The organism is Priestia sp. 53B2 (assembly GCF_056099005.1).
On the sequence record NZ_JBLZXA010000009.1, the window covers coordinates 275,056 to 290,442 of the forward strand.

Below are 15,387 nucleotides of genomic sequence, written 5' to 3' on the forward strand. Positions count from 1 at the left end.
GTTTTTTTATTACAGTGCTTGAGCTGCTGTGATTAAAGCAAGCTTGTACACATCTTCTTCGTTACAACCGCGAGATAGATCGTTTACCGGTTTGTTTAGACCTTGTAAGATTGGACCTACTGCTTCGAAGTTTCCTAAGCGCTGTGCAATTTTGTAACCAATGTTACCTGCTTCAAGGCTTGGGAATACAAATACATTTGCATCTCCTTTGATCACTGAACCTGGTGCTTTCTTTTCAGCTACAGAAGGAACAAATGCTGCGTCGAATTGGAATTCGCCGTCTAATGTTACGCTTGGTGCTAATTCTTTTGCAATCTCTACAGCGTTTGCTACCTTTTCTGTTTCCGGAGATTTTGCTGATCCTTTTGTTGAGAAGCTTAGCATAGCAACACGAGGATCAATATCGAACATTTCAGCTGTACGAGCACTTTCGATAGCAATTTCAGCTAAATCTTGGCTATCAGGTGAAATATTGATTGCACAGTCAGCAAATACGTATTTTTGATCGCCACGAACCATGATAAATACGCCAGATGTTTTCTTAACACCTTGTCTTGTTTTGATAATTTGTAGAGCAGGTCGCACTGTGTCTGCTGTAGAATGAGCAGCTCCGCTTACAAGACCGTCCGCTTTGTTCATATGAACAAGCATTGTGCCAAAATAATTTTCATCTAATAAAATTTTGCGAGCATCTTCTTCTGTTGCCTTACCTTTACGACGCTCAACAAATGCTGCCACCATTTCATCAAATTCAGAGTAGCTTTGAGGATCTAAAACCTCAACACCGTCTAATTTTACGTTTAATTCTGCTGCTTTTGATGCTACAGCGTCTTTATTTCCAACAACGATAGGCTTTAAGATATTGTCGGCAGCTAAACGAGAAACAGCACCTAATACGCGCTCATCTAATCCCTCTGGGAATACGATTGATACATCGCTAGCTGATACTTTTTGTTTTAAACCTGTAAATAAATCACTCAAAGTAAATCCTCCTCGATATGTAAAAAACTTTTCTCATAATAGGATACTCCACTTTTTTTAAAAATCAAAGGCATGTCCTTCAAGAATCCATGGTTGCGAAAAAGTCTTTTAATTCTTAATTTTCCGCTAACACCTAAAATGAAACCTGTTTTTACTTTGCGACAATTGTTTAAAGTTTAGTCACAAAATCACAGGTTTTTCATTCCAGTTCTTCGGACAAACTATGATATAGTAGAATTGGAATTTATCATAATCGGACAATAGGAGTGAAACGAAATGGCAGAAGCAGCACAAACATTAGACGGTTGGTATGCACTTCATGATTTCCGTTCAATCGATTGGGGCGCTTGGAAGCAGTTATCAAGCGACGATCGCCAAGCGGCTATCCATGAATTTTTAGGGTTGATTGAGAAATGGAAAGGAACTGAAGCTGAGCAGCAAGGCAGTCATGCTTTATATACCATTGTCGGCCAAAAAGCAGACTTTATGCTAATGCTTGTTCGTCCTACTATGGAAGAACTAAATGAAATTGAAACAGAATTTAATAAAACAAAGCTTGCTGAGTTTACCATTCCTACTTATTCATACGTATCAGTAGTTGAATTAAGCAACTACTTACCTGCTGGGGAGGATCCTTATGAAAATCCTCAAATCCAAGCTAGACTATATCCAACTTTACCAAAAGCTAGTCATGTTTGCTTTTATCCAATGGATAAACGTCGTCAAGGAAATGACAATTGGTACATGCTTCCTATGGAAGAGCGACGCAGCTTAATGCGCAGTCATGGAATGATTGGACGTCAATACGCTGGAAAAGTAAAGCAAATCATTACGGGTTCTGTTGGTTTTGATGATTACGAGTGGGGCGTTACTCTTTTTGCAGATGACGTACTTCAATTTAAAAAATTAGTATACGAAATGCGTTTTGACGAAGTAAGTGCTCGCTACGGGGAATTTGGCAGCTTCTTTGTCGGAAATTTATTAAAAGAAGAAGCTATTGCACGCTTTTTACACGTTTAAACTAAGCCGCAAAAGCGCTCATCGCTTTTGTAACGCCTAGAGCAATGAATATCAATGAGCTTTATCTAAAAAACCTGTTTCCACTTGGAAACAGGTTTTTTATTTTCTAGCCATGGCATATTCGCACTTACAGGACCATATATATACAACAGTGTCACAAGTAAGCGAGGTGGGATAATGGCAGTCGTTGCACACAACGAAGAAGATGTTAAGCTCCTAGCCAGACTCATTCGAGCTGAAGCTGAAAGTGAAGGAAAACAAGGGATGTTACTGGTAGGAAATGTAGGCGTGAACCGCGCTAAAGCTCCCTGTTTAGATTTTAGAAATATAAGAACCACTCGTCAGATGGTGTTTCAAAACCCAGGCGGATTTGAAGCAACTCAAAAAGGTTACTTTTATCAGCGTGCCCGCCAGTCTGAAATTACACTTGCACGACGTGTATTAAGAGGGGAACGTTTTAACCCCGCGGAAAACTCACTGTGGTTTTTCAAGCCCAGCGGCGACTGTCCTGCTCAATGGTATAACCAAAATAACACAGGACGATTTAAATCTCACTGTTTCTTTGCACCAACTCAAGCTGATTGTCCAGGAGTTTACTAATTTCTTTTTGTTTGAAGGAGGTTCCTATGAAAAAACCAAAGTCTAATCAACCACAACAGCAATATATGCAAAATCCGTATATGAGTCCAAACTACCCTTATTATATGCCTCAGCCGCAGCAGCCCCAGCCAGGCGGCCAGCAGGTTCAAGGGCAAACCCAAGGGGGTCCGCCCCCTACCTCTTCTGGAGGCAGCGGTGCCCCTCAAGACCCGAATCAACTGCCCATTGAAGAATCATATATTGAAAATATTTTACGTTTAAATCGAGGAAAAATAGCGACTGTATATATGACGTTTGAAAATAACACGCAGTGGAACGCTAAAGTCTTTAGAGGGGAAATTGAAGCAGCCGGACGCGATCATATCATTTTAAGTGATCCACAAACTGGCACTCGTTATTTACTGCTTATGGTTTATCTCGATTACATCACTTTTGAGGGTCCAATCAAATATAATTATCCGTTTAGCGGTGGAGGCCAGCAGTTGAGCAATTATTCTCCGCGTTAAAAAAACCCCTTTTTAGGGGTTTTTTTATAGCCATTTTACAGCTGCAACAACAATTAAAATCCAAGCCACAATAAATGCAACTCCACCTAGCGGAGTAATCGCGCCGAGAACTTTAATACCGGACGTACTTAATACATAGAGACTGCCCGAAAACAGCACAATCCCCGCGAACATACTCCAGCCCGAAGCTGTTAACAAAGAAGATTGAGGAAATTTGCTTAATAGAAACGCAATGACAAACAGACCCATTGCATGGAACATTTGGTACTGCACTCCCGTTTTCCATACCTCTAAATATTTCTCTGAGATTTTCCCTTCTAACCCATGCGCTCCAAAAGCACCAAGAGCAACCGCTAACATTGCATTGATTGCACCGATTATTAAAAATAGTTTCATGTTTTTCTCCTCACTTTAGAAATCAAACAGACTATCGCCGTTTGCATCATCTGATTTCAATTTCGTTCCTTCAAAATTAGGTTTGGATGACTGAATAATCTGTTGCTGCATAATCTCAGGCGATTGCATAATTTCCGGTGAAGACATTACAACAGGTTTTGAAACCGAGACAGGTTTCGATACTGAAACCTCTCTATTTTGATCTAATGCAAGCTCACACAGTGCTTTTATGGCAACCAATTGATCTCGAACGTTCGCACTATTCGAATGGTGCTTTGCTTTTTGTACTTCTGCACTAATTTTATCAAGGAGCTGCGCCATTTTTATATCCATGTAGACACCTCATCTTACATTCAGTATGACTTTATACAGCTATTTTATCAAAAGATGAAATAGGAGGCTATGTCTGAAGCTAATCTTCATGAAATGCTCACTTTTACACATCGTCAATTTGCCAATCAATGGATTGACGTCCGTGTTGGAGCAAAAACTCATTTGCTCGTTGAAAGTGATTATTGCCAAAAAAGCCTCGATTAGCCGAAAATGGGCTAGGGTGAGGGCTTTCCAAAATTAAATGGTGCGAATGATGAATGAGCTCTTTTTTAGCTTGTGCATGCTTGCCCCACAGCAAAAACACAACTGGCTCCTCTTTTTGTGCCACTAATTCAATAATACGGTCCGTCAGCTGTTCCCACCCTTTTCCTTTGTGAGAGTTCGCTTCTCCTCTTCTAACCGTTAAAACAGTGTTAAGCAAAAGAACGCCTTGTTCTGCCCATTTGACTAAATAACCGTTATTCGGAATGTGATAATCCATTTCATTTTTCAGCTCTTTGTAAATATTCACTAAAGAAGGCGGTGTTTTTACTCCTGGTTGAACAGAGAAGCTCAGTCCATGCGCTTGATTTGGTCCATGATAAGGATCTTGTCCCAATATGACCACTTTTACATTTGTATAATCCGTATAGTGTAAAGCATTAAAAATATCATATTTATCAGGGTAAATGGTGTGGTGATTATATTCATCCACTAAAAATTCTCGAAGCTTTATGTAATAGTCTTTTTGAAATTCTTCTTCTAATAAAGAAGCCCAGTCATTTTTTAAAATACTCATTGCTTATCACCTCATAATAATCTTTTTTGTTATTTTATCGTAAACTCTGCCCCCTGCTCAAACGTTGCCTGCTTTAAATATGCTGAGAGCCTGGGCATATTTTAATATTGTCATGTTCAATGAAACTTTGTATACACTTATAAAGAGTGTATTTTTATATTAAAGGAGGGATTCCATATGATCATCAGCAATCCCCACCAAATAGATGTAACCTACAGCCTGGGTGTTACACCCGTTGAACCGATGATACCAAGAAAATACACCGTTTTCCCAGGTCAACACACTTCTGTTCCTTCCATTCAAATCGGCATTGAATTTGCCTACGATCATATGCAAAAAGAGCGGAACGAATATTTAGCATCCTTCGTCTTTGATAAAGGTTTTTATTCCCTTACTGTGTATTATTACATCGGTGCGCATACATCAACAGATGAAACCATTACACGCTACCTTCACTTTTTAGAACAGCTCCCTGTTATTCTATCGTCCATCTATCACGCTGATGCTTCTTTTTTCGAAAAACATCCACTTTTAATGCACTGTCCTATTTTTATCATCGCCGATAGCCCTGACTTGCCATTTTCAACAAAAAAATCTATCGGTTCTCTGTATCAATATAAATAAATGAGAAAAGCTACTGTTAAAATAACGGTAGCTTTTTCTCCGTATTCGAAACAAAATACTTTTAAACTTGTTAAAAACATGGAATAATAACTACAAATTGTTTTAATCTATTTGCGTTAACCCTTTAAAATCGTTACAATTTATTAGTAGTTCTATACATAAAGGAAAAGGTAAACAAGCAATCATTCGTTTGTTTATAAAGGCCGAGTTTAACGGGCAATGAATCCCCAGATTTCATTTAAGTGTTGTCTGTTAAAGCGGAAAAAAATTGAACGTAACTACGACAAAGTGAGGTCCTAGAAGTAATGACAAATGTACAACCAAAATCCATTATCGTAATTTTTGGCGCTACAGGTGATTTAGCAAAACGTAAGTTATTCCCCTCTATTTTCCGCTTATATAAAGCGAACAAACTATCGGAAGATTTCGCTGTTGTTGGTGTCGCAAGAAGACCTTGGACTAATGACGAATTACGCGAAAATGTAAAAAAATCAGTGAGCAGTTTCAAAAACAGTGACGCTGACATTGAAAAGTTTGCTTCACATTTTTATTACCAACCGTTTGACGTAACAGATGTCGCTTCTTATCAAGAATTAAAAAGCCTAACAGAAAGCCTTGATGAGCAATACAACGTGCCTGGAAATCGTATTTTCTATCTAGCAATGGCACCTGAATTTTTCGGAACAATTGCTTCGAATTTAAAAAATGAAGGTTTAACACAAACAGACGGTTGGAGTCGCCTAGTCATTGAAAAGCCGTTTGGCCATGATTATCCTTCTGCTAAAGAACTAAATGAACAAATTCGCCATGCATTTAAGGAAGATCAAATTTATCGTATCGATCACTACCTCGGTAAAGAAATGGTGCAAAATATCGAAGTTATCCGTTTTGCAAATGCTCTATTTGAACCGATGTGGAACAACCAATACATTTCAAACATCCAAATTACGTCTAGCGAGACGCTTGGTGTAGAAGACCGTGGCCGTTACTATGAATCTTCAGGTGCCCTTCGAGATATGGTACAAAACCATATGCTTCAAATGGTGGCATTGCTTGCAATGGAACCGCCAATTAAATTAACACCGGAAGAAATTCGCAGTGAAAAAGTAAAAGTATTGCGTGCTCTTCGCTCTTTATCAGTAGATGAAGTAGATGATTATTTTGTACGAGGCCAATACGGCAAAGGTGTACTTGAAGGAGAAGAAGTTATCGGCTATCGCGAAGGAAACTCGGTTGATCCTGAGTCTAATACCGCTACATTTGTATCTGGTAAGCTTATGATTGATAACTTCAGATGGGCTGGGGTACCAATTTATATCCGTACAGGTAAACGTATGAAAGAAAAAGCAACGACAATTGTTGTACAGTTCAAAGACTTACCAATGAACCTGTACTTCAATAAAGATAAAGAAATTCATCCAAACTTGCTTGTCATTCATATCCAACCGGAAGAAGGCATTACGCTTCACTTAAACGCGCGTAAAACGCCAGGTGCAACATCGTCCACACCAATTAACTTGAACTATTGCAATAACTGTGGAGATAAAATGAATACACCGGAAGCTTATGAGCGCCTTATTTATGATTGCATGCTTGGAGATGCAACGAACTTTACTCACTGGGATGAAGTAGCCCTTTCTTGGAAGTTTGTTGATACCATTTCAGAAGCATGGGAAAGCACAAAAGCACAAAACTTCCCGAACTACGAATCAGGTTCAATGGGACCAAAAGAATCAGACGCATTGCTTGCTGAAGATGGTTTTCACTGGTGGCCAGTCGGAGAAGACAACTTCTCACCTAAAGAGTAAATAAAAAAAGCAGCTGTAGTATACAGCTGCTTTTCTTGTTTTTTATTTTAACCACTCAGTATGGAATACGCCCTCTTTATCAACACGTTGATATGTGTGAGCTCCGAAGTAGTCACGTTGCGCTTGTAAAAGGTTCGCTGGTAACGTTTCTGTACGGTAGCTGTCATAGTAAGCTAATGCACTTGAGAAACTTGGTACAGGAATACCTTGTTTAACCGCAATTGAAATAACTTCACGAAGAGCCGACTGATAGCCTTCTACGATATCCTTGAAGTATGGGTCTAATAATAAGTTTGTTAAATCTGCATCGCGATCGTAAGCTTCTTTAATTTTTTGTAAGAATTGTGCACGGATGATACAACCACCACGGAAGATCATTGCAATATCACCGTACTGTAAATTCCAGTCATATTCTTCAGAAGCTGCTTTCATTTGAGCAAACCCTTGCGCATATGAACAAATTTTACTCATGTACAATGCTTTACGGATTGCTTCTACTAATTCGGTTTTATCACCTTCAAATGCAGCTGCATTTGGACCGCTCAATACTTTGCTTGCTTTTACACGTTCTTCTTTCATAGCTGAAATAAAGCGCGCAAATACAGATTCCGTAATGATTGGTAGTGGTACACCTAAATCAAGCGCACTTTGGCTTGTCCATTTACCTGTACCCTTTTGACCTGCAGTGTCTAAAATAACGTCTACAAGTGCTTTACCTGTTTCTTCATCTTTTTTCGTAAAGATATCAGCTGTGATTTCAATTAAGTAGCTATCTAGCTCGCCTTTATTCCATTCAGCAAATACTTCATGTAGTTCATCTGTTTCTAAACCTAATACGTTTTTCATAATGAAGTATGCTTCACAAATTAACTGCATATCGCCGTACTCGATGCCGTTATGAACCATTTTTACGTAGTGACCTGCACCATTTGGTCCAATGTATGTGCAGCAATCATCGCCTTCAACTTTTGCTGAAATAGCTGTTAAGATTGGTTTTACAAGTTCATATGCTTCTTTTTGTCCGCCAGGCATGATTGAAGGTCCTTTTAATGCGCCTTCTTCTCCGCCGGATACGCCTGTACCGATGAAATGGATACCTAATTCTTCTAGCTCTTTGTTACGACGAATTGTATCCTGGAAGAATGTATTTCCGCCATCGATTAAAATGTCGCCTTTTTCTAAGTATGGTTTTAACGAATCAATTGTTGCATCTGTAGCAGCACCAGCTTTAACCATTAATAAAATTTTACGCGGTTTTTCAAGAGAATTAATAAACTCTTCCACACTGTATGTACCTGCAAAATTTTTACCTTCTGCTTCTGTTTTTAGGAACTCTTCTGTCTTTTCAGGAGAGCGGTTATAAACTGAAACAGAATAGCCTCTGCTCTCAATGTTTAGCGCCAAGTTTTTCCCCATAACCGCTAAACCGATAACACCGATTTGTTGTTTTGCCATGTTAAATTCTTCCCTTCATGTGTAATATGAATTGGTCAACCTAATCGTAACTGAACATATCATAAAGAAAGTTACAGATTCAAGTTTGATATAACCATAATCATACGTTTTATTATACACATTTGAAAAGAATCATGCTCACCGAACATTGATTATTTTGAAGAAAATTTCGATAAAATAAGCGAAATGAACGCAGTTACTAATCATCCGTGCATTCTTAACTACCTTTAGACGCATTTTAACATTTTCTTAAACAATTACTTTTGTTAAAATATTAAGCAGTTAATCATTTCAATGAATTGATGATCAACACGGTTGTTACCGTTTTACTATATTTATTGCAGCTAAAAAAGCTGTACTAGTACTTATTTTGTTTTATGAAGAGGGATTTTATATATGACGAAACCAATCAAAGATCCGTTCAAGGAAAATTTTGATACGCTTGAAGAATTCGCTGATCGCATTAGCGAAGTATTGAACTGTCCTATTACCATTGAAGATGCTAATCATCGCTTATTAGCTTATAGCACCCATGACGAAAGAACGGACCAGGCGCGTATTGCCACGATTATTGGAAGAAGAGTTCCGGAAAAAGTCATCAACAACTTATGGAAAGAAGGCATTATTCCTAAACTGCTTGAGACAAATGAACCTGTGCGTGTGAAAAATATAAATGAAATTGGACTTGGAGATCGTATAGCTATTTCCATCTGGAAAAATGAAGAAGTTCTAGGATTCATCTGGGCTGTTGAAATTGAGAAAGCCTTAGGCGACGAAGAAGTAGAGCTATTAAAAAAAGCTGCGAATGTATTAAAAAATAAATTGCTACAGCTTCAAATTCGAAAGTATAAACGAGAGGAACGTTCACAGGAATTCTTCTGGAAATTATTAACTGGTCACATTAAGTCTCGCCAGGAAATTTCAGAAGCGTTTTATGAAGCTCAAATTACAGCTCCATCAACGTTTTCCATTGCTATCTTCCGCTTCCAAGAAGATATTACACCTGAAGCTGAACGTCAAATCTCGTATATGCTAAAAACGATGCATCGCTTGAAAATCGTTCTTTATACAATTGATTGCAATGACTTAATCTTACTGCTTTCTTTGGATGCGGTTGAAAACCCTCTTGATGAACAGCGAGATTTTGTAGACTATTTTAGAGGCAACATGTATGAACGCTTTGATGTTACTCAAATTAAAGCTAGCTGCAGCAGTATTTATTCATCGCACGATCATATCGAAAAAAGTTATAAAGAAGCCTTGAACGTATTAGATATGAAAAGTAAGTTTCCAGAAGAAACGAAAGAGATTATTAACTATCAGGAATTAGGTATTTATCAATTTCTTGATGTTATTTTAGAGAAGCGCGTGCAAGATCAATTTGAAAACCATTCTTTAAAGAAGCTAACTGATTACGATCTTCGTCATAATAGCAACTTGGTGGAGACTCTCGAAGTATTTTTAAATAATGATAATAACATTAACGAAGCAGCAAAAGAATTAAATGTGCATATGAATACACTTAGCTATCGATTAAAGCGAATTTCAGAGATTGGTGATATTAACTTAAAGGACGTTAATCAAAAAATGACTCTTTATATTGATATTAAGTTAATGAAATATAAAAAATAACAGATAATGTAACTTCTTTTAACATTGAACTATTCGTTTATTAGAAAATAAACGAATAGCTCTTTTTTTACTTTTTATTTCCTTATGATGTTAGATGAACTTACATGAAAATTAAAAATTCTGATAAGTAAGCGTTTACATTTGTGTGTTTAAACAAAAACCACTTCTTCAATTCTTCTTTCTAGACAAAGAAATTTCATAAAACTTTCTTTATACTGAAGGTACACAAACGACCAAGGGGGAAATTAATCATGATTATTGGCGTACCAAAAGAAATCAAAAACAACGAAAACCGAGTAGCGATTACACCAGCAGGCGTAGCATCATTTGTTGGTACAGGTCATCGTGTATTAATTGAAAATGAAGCGGGTATTGGAAGTAACTTCACAAACGAAGATTATGTAAAAGCTGGAGCTGAAATTGTTGAGACAGCAGCTGACGTTTGGGCACAAGCTGAAATGGTTATGAAAGTAAAAGAACCATTAGCTAGTGAATACGGCTATTTTAGACCAGGTCTTATCCTATTCACATACCTTCACTTAGCAGCTGAACCAGCACTAGCAAAAGCATTAAAAGATAGCGGCGTAACAGCCATTGCTTATGAAACAGTAGCAGTAAATCGTACATTGCCTCTATTAACACCTATGAGTGAAGTAGCAGGACGTATGGCTGCTCAAATCGGTGCACAATTCCTTCAAAAATCAAACGGTGGAAAAGGAATTTTATTAGCGGGTGTTCCTGGAGTTAGCCGCGGAAAAGTAACGATTATCGGCGGCGGCGGTGTTGGTACAAATGCTGCAAAAATCGCAATCGGCCTGGGTGCTGATGTAACAATTATTGATTTAAGTCCTGAACGCCTACGTCAATTAGACGATATCTTTGGCAACCAAATCAATACGCTAGTGTCAAATCCTTACAATATTGCGGATGCAGTAGCAGAGTCAGATTTAGTGATTGGCGCAGTATTAATCCCAGGTGCAAAAGCTCCAAAACTAGTAACAGAAGAAATGGTAAAAACAATGAAGCCAGGTTCTGTTATTGTTGACGTAGCAATCGACCAAGGTGGTATTGTTGAAACAATCGACCACATTACAACACACGATCAGCCGACTTATGAAAAGCACGGGGTTGTACACTATGCAGTTGCAAACATGCCGGGAGCAGTTCCTCGCACATCAACAATTGCTTTAACAAACGTAACCGTACCTTACGCACTTCAAATTGCTTCTAAAGGTGTTCACAAAGCAATCGCTCAAAACGAAGCGTTAAAATTAGGAGTGAACGTTGCAAACGGAGCCATTACGTACGAAGCAGTTGCACATGATTTAGGTTATGATTATGTATCAGTAGACGTAGCTCTTGAAAAAGAATTAGCTTCTATCTAATAAATAGTGAAAAACGTCCTTAACCCGCTGTTAAGGGCGTTTTTAATTTGCATGAACAACAATTAGCTATAAAAAACACGACTATTTAAAGCTTTGTGTATCTGTTCACTGGTAATCTCCGGTACTATTGGCCAGAATTCAGGAGTAGGAAACATAAGGTTACTAGGCGTTCTATTATGATTTCCATCTAGTTCATGAAAAGGTTCTGGATCATCCGTCTCGTTAAAACGATTCGTAATAAACATAAAATGACCCAATTCATGTGCGAGAAGATACTCATCTGTACTTGCATTTGTCATAATAATAAGCGGAAAAGAATTATAAGTTACAGCGAGAGTAGATGAATAATCAGAATTAACAGGCCCAAATCTATTTCCATTCATGTAAAATACATACACATCAGCATTTTGACAAACTTTTCGGCCAGTTTTAAGCATTGCTTGTACCATTGTAAGATGACTAAGCCCTCCAATTGGAAAATTTTCCGCATTACTAACAATACCACTGATGTTTTCAAAAAAAACAACTGAACGTGTAATAGTAAATGTAACACCTTGGATTAATCGGTTTTTCTCATATTGTTTCCATATTTTATTAGCAGCTGCTATGTCTCTTTTTACACGATTGGGAACTATAGACTGATTATCTTTGGAGTTTCTATCAACTTTAGCTCCTGGTAATACAATTATACAAACATTTAAAGTGCCCGCCTTAACAGTTCTGAAGTGATCGTTTGTTAAATTTGAATTCATATAATAATCTTTATGGTTTTTTTTGCGAGGTTGTGATTTATTGAAAGAATACGAATCGTCTTTATAACTGTTATGATTAGAATGTTTTTTTATGTGAATCACCCTTTCTTAAGTTTCTCTTTATTTTATTCATAAAAAGAAAGAGTGCTTGTACCATAAGGTAAAAGAGGCTAAGACAAAAGTATACACTTAGGATTCATACAGTTTTTAGAAATTGAATATCTACATTAAAAGCGATAAAATAGAAGAAAAAGTGAATGGAAGAAATTTATCTAAAACACATTGGGCAACTAAAAACCAACCGGTGGAAGTTTTACTCTATTTTCTCTATGAACTTAAAATACGGGAGGATTTTTTATGACAATGAATAAAGCATTAACCATTGCGGGTTCTGACAGCAGCGGCGGAGCTGGCATTCAAGCGGATTTAAAAACATTCCAAGAACTGGGTGTTTACGGAATGACAGCTTTAACAACAATTGTAACAATGGATCCCGATAACAGCTGGTCTCATAACGTATTTCCGCAAGAAGTTTCAACTGTTGAACAGCAGTTGAAAACAATTGTAAAAGGCGTAGGCGTACAAGCTCTAAAAACAGGTATGCTTGGCTCAGTGGAAATTATTGAACTAGCCGCAAAAACAATTGAAGAATATGGTTTAAAAAATGTCGTAGTAGATCCTGTGATGGTATGTAAAGGAGAGGACGAAGCGCTTCACCCGGAAACAACTGTCAGCTTGCGTGATGTACTAGTTCCAAAAGCAACGGTCGTAACGCCTAACTTATTTGAAGCTAGTCAATTAAGCGGACTTGGTCCTATCAAAACGGTGGATAAAATGAAAGAAGCAGCCGTTAAAATTTTTGACCTTGGTGCCGAATATGTATTGATTAAAGGCGGAAATAAATTGGCGCATGAAAAAGCAATCGATTTGCTTTATGATGGAAAGACGTTTGAGATCTTAGAGTCTGAACGTATTGAAACGACATTTACGCACGGTGCTGGATGCACATACTCAGCTGCGATTGCTGCTGAATTGGCAAAAGGCAGTGACGTCAAACAAGCTATTTATACAGCAAAAGAATTTATTACAGAAGCAATTCGTCATTCATTTGCTTTAAATCAATATGTTGGACCAACAAACCACGGTGCATACCGTCGTAACAAGGAGAAAGTAACAAACTAAAAAGCATGCCTTTAGGCATGCTTTTTAGTTTGCTTATTGTTTAACTGTTTCAAGCGCATTTAAAATAGCTTGAGCTACGCCGTGCTCGTCATTTGTTCCTGTTACGATATGGGCAAACTCTTTAATTTCTTGAGGGGCATTCCCCATCGCTACAGCACGTCCAACTCGCTGAAACATCGATACGTCGTTATAATTGTCTCCAATGGCCATCGTTTCTTCTAAAGAAATATGGCGTTCTTGAACAAATGATGTAACTGCAATTCCTTTTTGAGCATTTTCATCATTTATTTCAATATTTTCTTTACCAGATGCACTGACTGCAATCGAATCTAACTTCACAAGTTCTATTTTTGCCTGTTCTAACTTTTCTTCGTCAAAAGAGAAAGCAAGCAGCTTATAAATGTCCTTGTTTGGATCTTGAAACAACGCTTCATACTCTTCAATAAGCTTTACTCTGCCGCTATTGAAACGCTCTTTTGCCGCTTCTAACGATTTTTCATAATTATCTTTTAAGCTAGCGCTTAAATAAATATCCATTAATACCGACAAAGCTTTTTCATAGTCATTTGAATACGTACCTTCACTTGTATAGACTTCAAAGTACAACTGAAACTTCTTAAAAATATTTTCTACTTCGCGAATAGATTCCATCGTCATGCCTACTGAATATTGTTTTTCCCCTTGTGGATTCCGAAGCTCTGCTCCGTTTGCACAAATTAAATATGTATGAAGTCCTGCTTCTTCTAAAACATAACGGGCCTCTTCATAAGAACGTCCCGTAGCAACAACAACTTCCACCCCTGCTTTTTGAGCTGTCTTAATCGCTTGGGCATTTTCTTTACTTACAACTTGTTCACTATTTACTAAAGTTCCATCCATATCGATCGCAATACATTTAATCATGATGTACCCCTTCCTATGTATCTTTGCTCTCTTATTTTATTCTAGCATATGTTTTTTTAGGCTTTGCTACTTGCATGTAAAAGATTTACTAATTTTTTGTATACGCGCTGTTATAATCTGTTCCTTTTCTTGCTTTTTCGAAAACCTCTTTGATCGTCTTTAAATGCAAATCAGCTGTTGAATATACGTGAAAATTTACATCCTCTTCCTTCAGATGCTTACCAACGCCGATAGAAACCATATCTGTTTGATTAATAGCTTTTACACCGGCCTCTCCATCTTCTATGGCCACACATGCATAGGGTTTTACTTGTAATTGATCGGCAGCTGTCAAAAATATTTCTGGATCTGGTTTTCCCTTCTTTATTTTTCTTACATCCACAATGCAATCAAAAAAAGAACGTATTCCTAGCGAATCTATTACAGTATTTGCATTTGAACTAGAAGAAGCAATTCCCATTTTAATGCCTTGCTTTTTGCAATCCTCTAACAACAATTGTATTCCTGGAAGTAGATGATCCTTTGTCATTTTCCTTATTAATGTTTGATAATGCTTATTCTTTTCATCAGCAAGCTGTTCTTTTTTTTCCACTGTGAGACGCACGTTGCCTTGTGCAGCAATGAGCTCTACAGTTTTCACTCGGCTGATCCCCTGCAGCTGCTGATTCAGTTCTTCAGAAAATGAAACGTTAAGTTGATCTGCTACTTTTTTATTTGCTCTATAATATAAATGTACCGTATCTGCAATAACACCGTCTAAATCAAAAATAATCGCTTGTAGCCCTTCTTTTTTCATATTATCCTCCTCTGCACTTGTCTTTATGCCATTACTTGAATGCTTTGATTACATTCCATCGTGTTAAAATACCGTTGATATTGTTCACTTTATCATAAAAATTTTTTCATCATTTATAACTCATGAATAAATTTTTCAAAAAAAGAGAAATTACAGTATTGCATTATGAAAGCCCTTTTATTACAATAAGGCTATGCAAACGGTTGCACTATCTTTGAAATATAGTTTATCAAAAA

At 37.4% G+C, this 15,387-nt stretch carries 16 protein-coding genes; 8 read left to right on the forward strand and 8 right to left on the reverse strand.

Annotated features, from left to right (window positions below):
* Positions 1–9 precede the first annotated feature (9 nt).
* Entirely contained in the window at positions 10–981 is a 972-nt protein-coding gene (gene pta / locus ACN6NE_RS10595; RefSeq protein ID WP_013059853.1) for a phosphate acetyltransferase, read from the reverse strand.
* A 276-nt stretch (positions 982–1,257) separates the two neighbouring features.
* On the opposite strand from pta, the gene hemQ reads away from it, so the two are divergent.
* The 3 genes from hemQ (at position 1,258) to gerQ (ending at position 3,107) form a co-directional block, all read left to right on the forward strand.
* Positions 1,258–2,001 carry a hydrogen peroxide-dependent heme synthase gene (gene hemQ, locus ACN6NE_RS10600; RefSeq protein ID WP_071270019.1) on the forward strand — a complete coding sequence of 248 codons (744 nt, stop codon included), beginning with the start codon at positions 1,258–1,260 and terminating at the stop codon, positions 1,999–2,001.
* Positions 2,002–2,178: 177 nt separating this feature from the next.
* Positions 2,179–2,601: a cell wall hydrolase gene (locus ACN6NE_RS10605; protein WP_474325305.1), complete on the forward strand. Its 423-nt coding sequence runs from the start codon at positions 2,179–2,181 to the stop codon at positions 2,599–2,601.
* Positions 2,602–2,627: 26 nt separating this feature from the next.
* Positions 2,628–3,107 carry a spore coat protein GerQ gene (gene gerQ, locus ACN6NE_RS10610; protein WP_043977525.1) on the forward strand — a complete coding sequence of 160 codons (480 nt, stop codon included), beginning with the start codon at positions 2,628–2,630 and terminating at the stop codon, positions 3,105–3,107.
* Positions 3,108–3,131: 24 nt separating this feature from the next.
* Here the strand turns inward: gerQ and ACN6NE_RS10615 are convergent, their stop codons facing one another.
* The 3 genes from ACN6NE_RS10615 to ACN6NE_RS10625 all read right to left on the reverse strand — a co-directional run bounded on the left by ACN6NE_RS10615 (position 3,132) and on the right by ACN6NE_RS10625 (position 4,614).
* Entirely contained in the window at positions 3,132–3,503 is a 372-nt protein-coding gene (locus tag ACN6NE_RS10615) for a DUF423 domain-containing protein (RefSeq protein ID WP_129705514.1), read from the reverse strand.
* A gap of 15 nt (positions 3,504–3,518) precedes the next feature.
* The gene (locus ACN6NE_RS10620; RefSeq protein WP_474325306.1) at positions 3,519–3,824 is read right to left on the reverse strand and encodes a YwdI family protein; all 306 of its coding nucleotides are present in this window, start codon (positions 3,822–3,824) and stop codon (positions 3,519–3,521) included.
* Positions 3,825–3,939: 115 nt separating this feature from the next.
* Positions 3,940–4,614 (reverse strand): uracil-DNA glycosylase, encoded by a 675-nt coding sequence (locus ACN6NE_RS10625; RefSeq protein ID WP_129705518.1) that lies wholly within the window; start codon positions 4,612–4,614, stop codon positions 3,940–3,942.
* A 177-nt stretch (positions 4,615–4,791) separates the two neighbouring features.
* On the opposite strand from ACN6NE_RS10625, the gene ACN6NE_RS10630 reads away from it, so the two are divergent.
* Both ACN6NE_RS10630 and zwf read left to right on the forward strand, forming a co-directional pair.
* Positions 4,792–5,238 carry a staygreen family protein gene (locus tag ACN6NE_RS10630; RefSeq protein ID WP_025752460.1) on the forward strand — a complete coding sequence of 149 codons (447 nt, stop codon included), beginning with the start codon at positions 4,792–4,794 and terminating at the stop codon, positions 5,236–5,238.
* Between the two features lie 305 nt (positions 5,239–5,543).
* A complete protein-coding gene (gene zwf / locus ACN6NE_RS10635) occupies positions 5,544–7,046 on the forward strand; it encodes a glucose-6-phosphate dehydrogenase (protein ID WP_013059860.1) in 1,503 nt (500 codons plus the stop codon).
* 42 nt (positions 7,047–7,088) lie between these two features.
* Here zwf and gndA read toward each other — a convergent pair whose 3' ends face one another.
* Positions 7,089–8,501, reverse strand: a complete 1,413-nt coding sequence (gene gndA / locus ACN6NE_RS10640) for an NADP-dependent phosphogluconate dehydrogenase (protein WP_013059861.1) — start codon at positions 8,499–8,501, stop codon at positions 7,089–7,091.
* Between the two features lie 396 nt (positions 8,502–8,897).
* Between gndA and ACN6NE_RS10645 the strand changes: the two genes are divergently transcribed.
* Together ACN6NE_RS10645 and ald are read left to right on the forward strand one after the other, a co-directional pair.
* Positions 8,898–10,133 (forward strand): PucR family transcriptional regulator, encoded by a 1,236-nt coding sequence (locus ACN6NE_RS10645; RefSeq protein ID WP_028409727.1) that lies wholly within the window; start codon positions 8,898–8,900, stop codon positions 10,131–10,133.
* Between the two features lie 251 nt (positions 10,134–10,384).
* Positions 10,385–11,518: an alanine dehydrogenase gene (ald, locus tag ACN6NE_RS10650; protein ID WP_013059863.1), complete on the forward strand. Its 1,134-nt coding sequence runs from the start codon at positions 10,385–10,387 to the stop codon at positions 11,516–11,518.
* 62 nt (positions 11,519–11,580) lie between these two features.
* On the opposite strand, the gene ACN6NE_RS10655 is transcribed toward ald, so the two are convergent.
* Positions 11,581–12,270, reverse strand: a complete 690-nt coding sequence (locus ACN6NE_RS10655) for a hypothetical protein (protein WP_240702564.1) — start codon at positions 12,268–12,270, stop codon at positions 11,581–11,583.
* Positions 12,271–12,627: 357 nt separating this feature from the next.
* Here ACN6NE_RS10655 and pdxK point away from each other — a divergent pair, with 357 nt between their 5' ends.
* Positions 12,628–13,452, forward strand: a complete 825-nt coding sequence (pdxK, locus tag ACN6NE_RS10660; protein WP_474325307.1) for a pyridoxine/pyridoxal/pyridoxamine kinase — start codon at positions 12,628–12,630, stop codon at positions 13,450–13,452.
* Between the two features lie 33 nt (positions 13,453–13,485).
* On the opposite strand, the gene ACN6NE_RS10665 is transcribed toward pdxK, so the two are convergent.
* Entirely contained in the window at positions 13,486–14,355 is an 870-nt protein-coding gene (locus ACN6NE_RS10665) for a Cof-type HAD-IIB family hydrolase (RefSeq protein ID WP_075421467.1), read from the reverse strand.
* 88 nt (positions 14,356–14,443) lie between these two features.
* The gene (pgmB, locus tag ACN6NE_RS10670; protein ID WP_129705526.1) at positions 14,444–15,151 is read right to left on the reverse strand and encodes a beta-phosphoglucomutase; all 708 of its coding nucleotides are present in this window, start codon (positions 15,149–15,151) and stop codon (positions 14,444–14,446) included.
* Between the last annotated feature and the right edge of the window lie 236 nt (positions 15,152–15,387).

Bases quoted from the DNA above. Each gene is read 5' to 3' on its own strand.
- hemQ (WP_071270019.1), top strand. From the start codon at position 1,258: ATGGCAGAAGCAGCACAAACATTAGACGGTTGGTATGCACTTCATGAT.
- ACN6NE_RS10605 (WP_474325305.1), top strand. From the start codon at position 2,179: ATGGCAGTCGTTGCACACAACGAAGAAGATGTTAAGCTCCTAGCCAGA.
- gerQ (WP_043977525.1), top strand. From the start codon at position 2,628: ATGAAAAAACCAAAGTCTAATCAACCACAACAGCAATATATGCAAAAT.
- ACN6NE_RS10615 (WP_129705514.1), bottom strand. From the start codon at position 3,503: ATGAAACTATTTTTAATAATCGGTGCAATCAATGCAATGTTAGCGGTT.
- ACN6NE_RS10620 (WP_474325306.1), bottom strand. From the start codon at position 3,824: ATGGCGCAGCTCCTTGATAAAATTAGTGCAGAAGTACAAAAAGCAAAG.
- ACN6NE_RS10625 (WP_129705518.1), bottom strand. From the start codon at position 4,614: ATGAGTATTTTAAAAAATGACTGGGCTTCTTTATTAGAAGAAGAATTT.
- ACN6NE_RS10630 (WP_025752460.1), top strand. From the start codon at position 4,792: ATGATCATCAGCAATCCCCACCAAATAGATGTAACCTACAGCCTGGGT.
- zwf (WP_013059860.1), top strand. From the start codon at position 5,544: ATGACAAATGTACAACCAAAATCCATTATCGTAATTTTTGGCGCTACA.
- gndA (WP_013059861.1), bottom strand. From the start codon at position 8,501: ATGGCAAAACAACAAATCGGTGTTATCGGTTTAGCGGTTATGGGGAAA.
- ACN6NE_RS10645 (WP_028409727.1), top strand. From the start codon at position 8,898: ATGACGAAACCAATCAAAGATCCGTTCAAGGAAAATTTTGATACGCTT.
- ald (WP_013059863.1), top strand. From the start codon at position 10,385: ATGATTATTGGCGTACCAAAAGAAATCAAAAACAACGAAAACCGAGTA.
- ACN6NE_RS10655 (WP_240702564.1), bottom strand. From the start codon at position 12,270: ATGAATTCAAATTTAACAAACGATCACTTCAGAACTGTTAAGGCGGGC.
- pdxK (WP_474325307.1), top strand. From the start codon at position 12,628: ATGACAATGAATAAAGCATTAACCATTGCGGGTTCTGACAGCAGCGGC.
- ACN6NE_RS10665 (WP_075421467.1), bottom strand. From the start codon at position 14,355: ATGATTAAATGTATTGCGATCGATATGGATGGAACTTTAGTAAATAGT.
- pgmB (WP_129705526.1), bottom strand. From the start codon at position 15,151: ATGAAAAAAGAAGGGCTACAAGCGATTATTTTTGATTTAGACGGTGTT.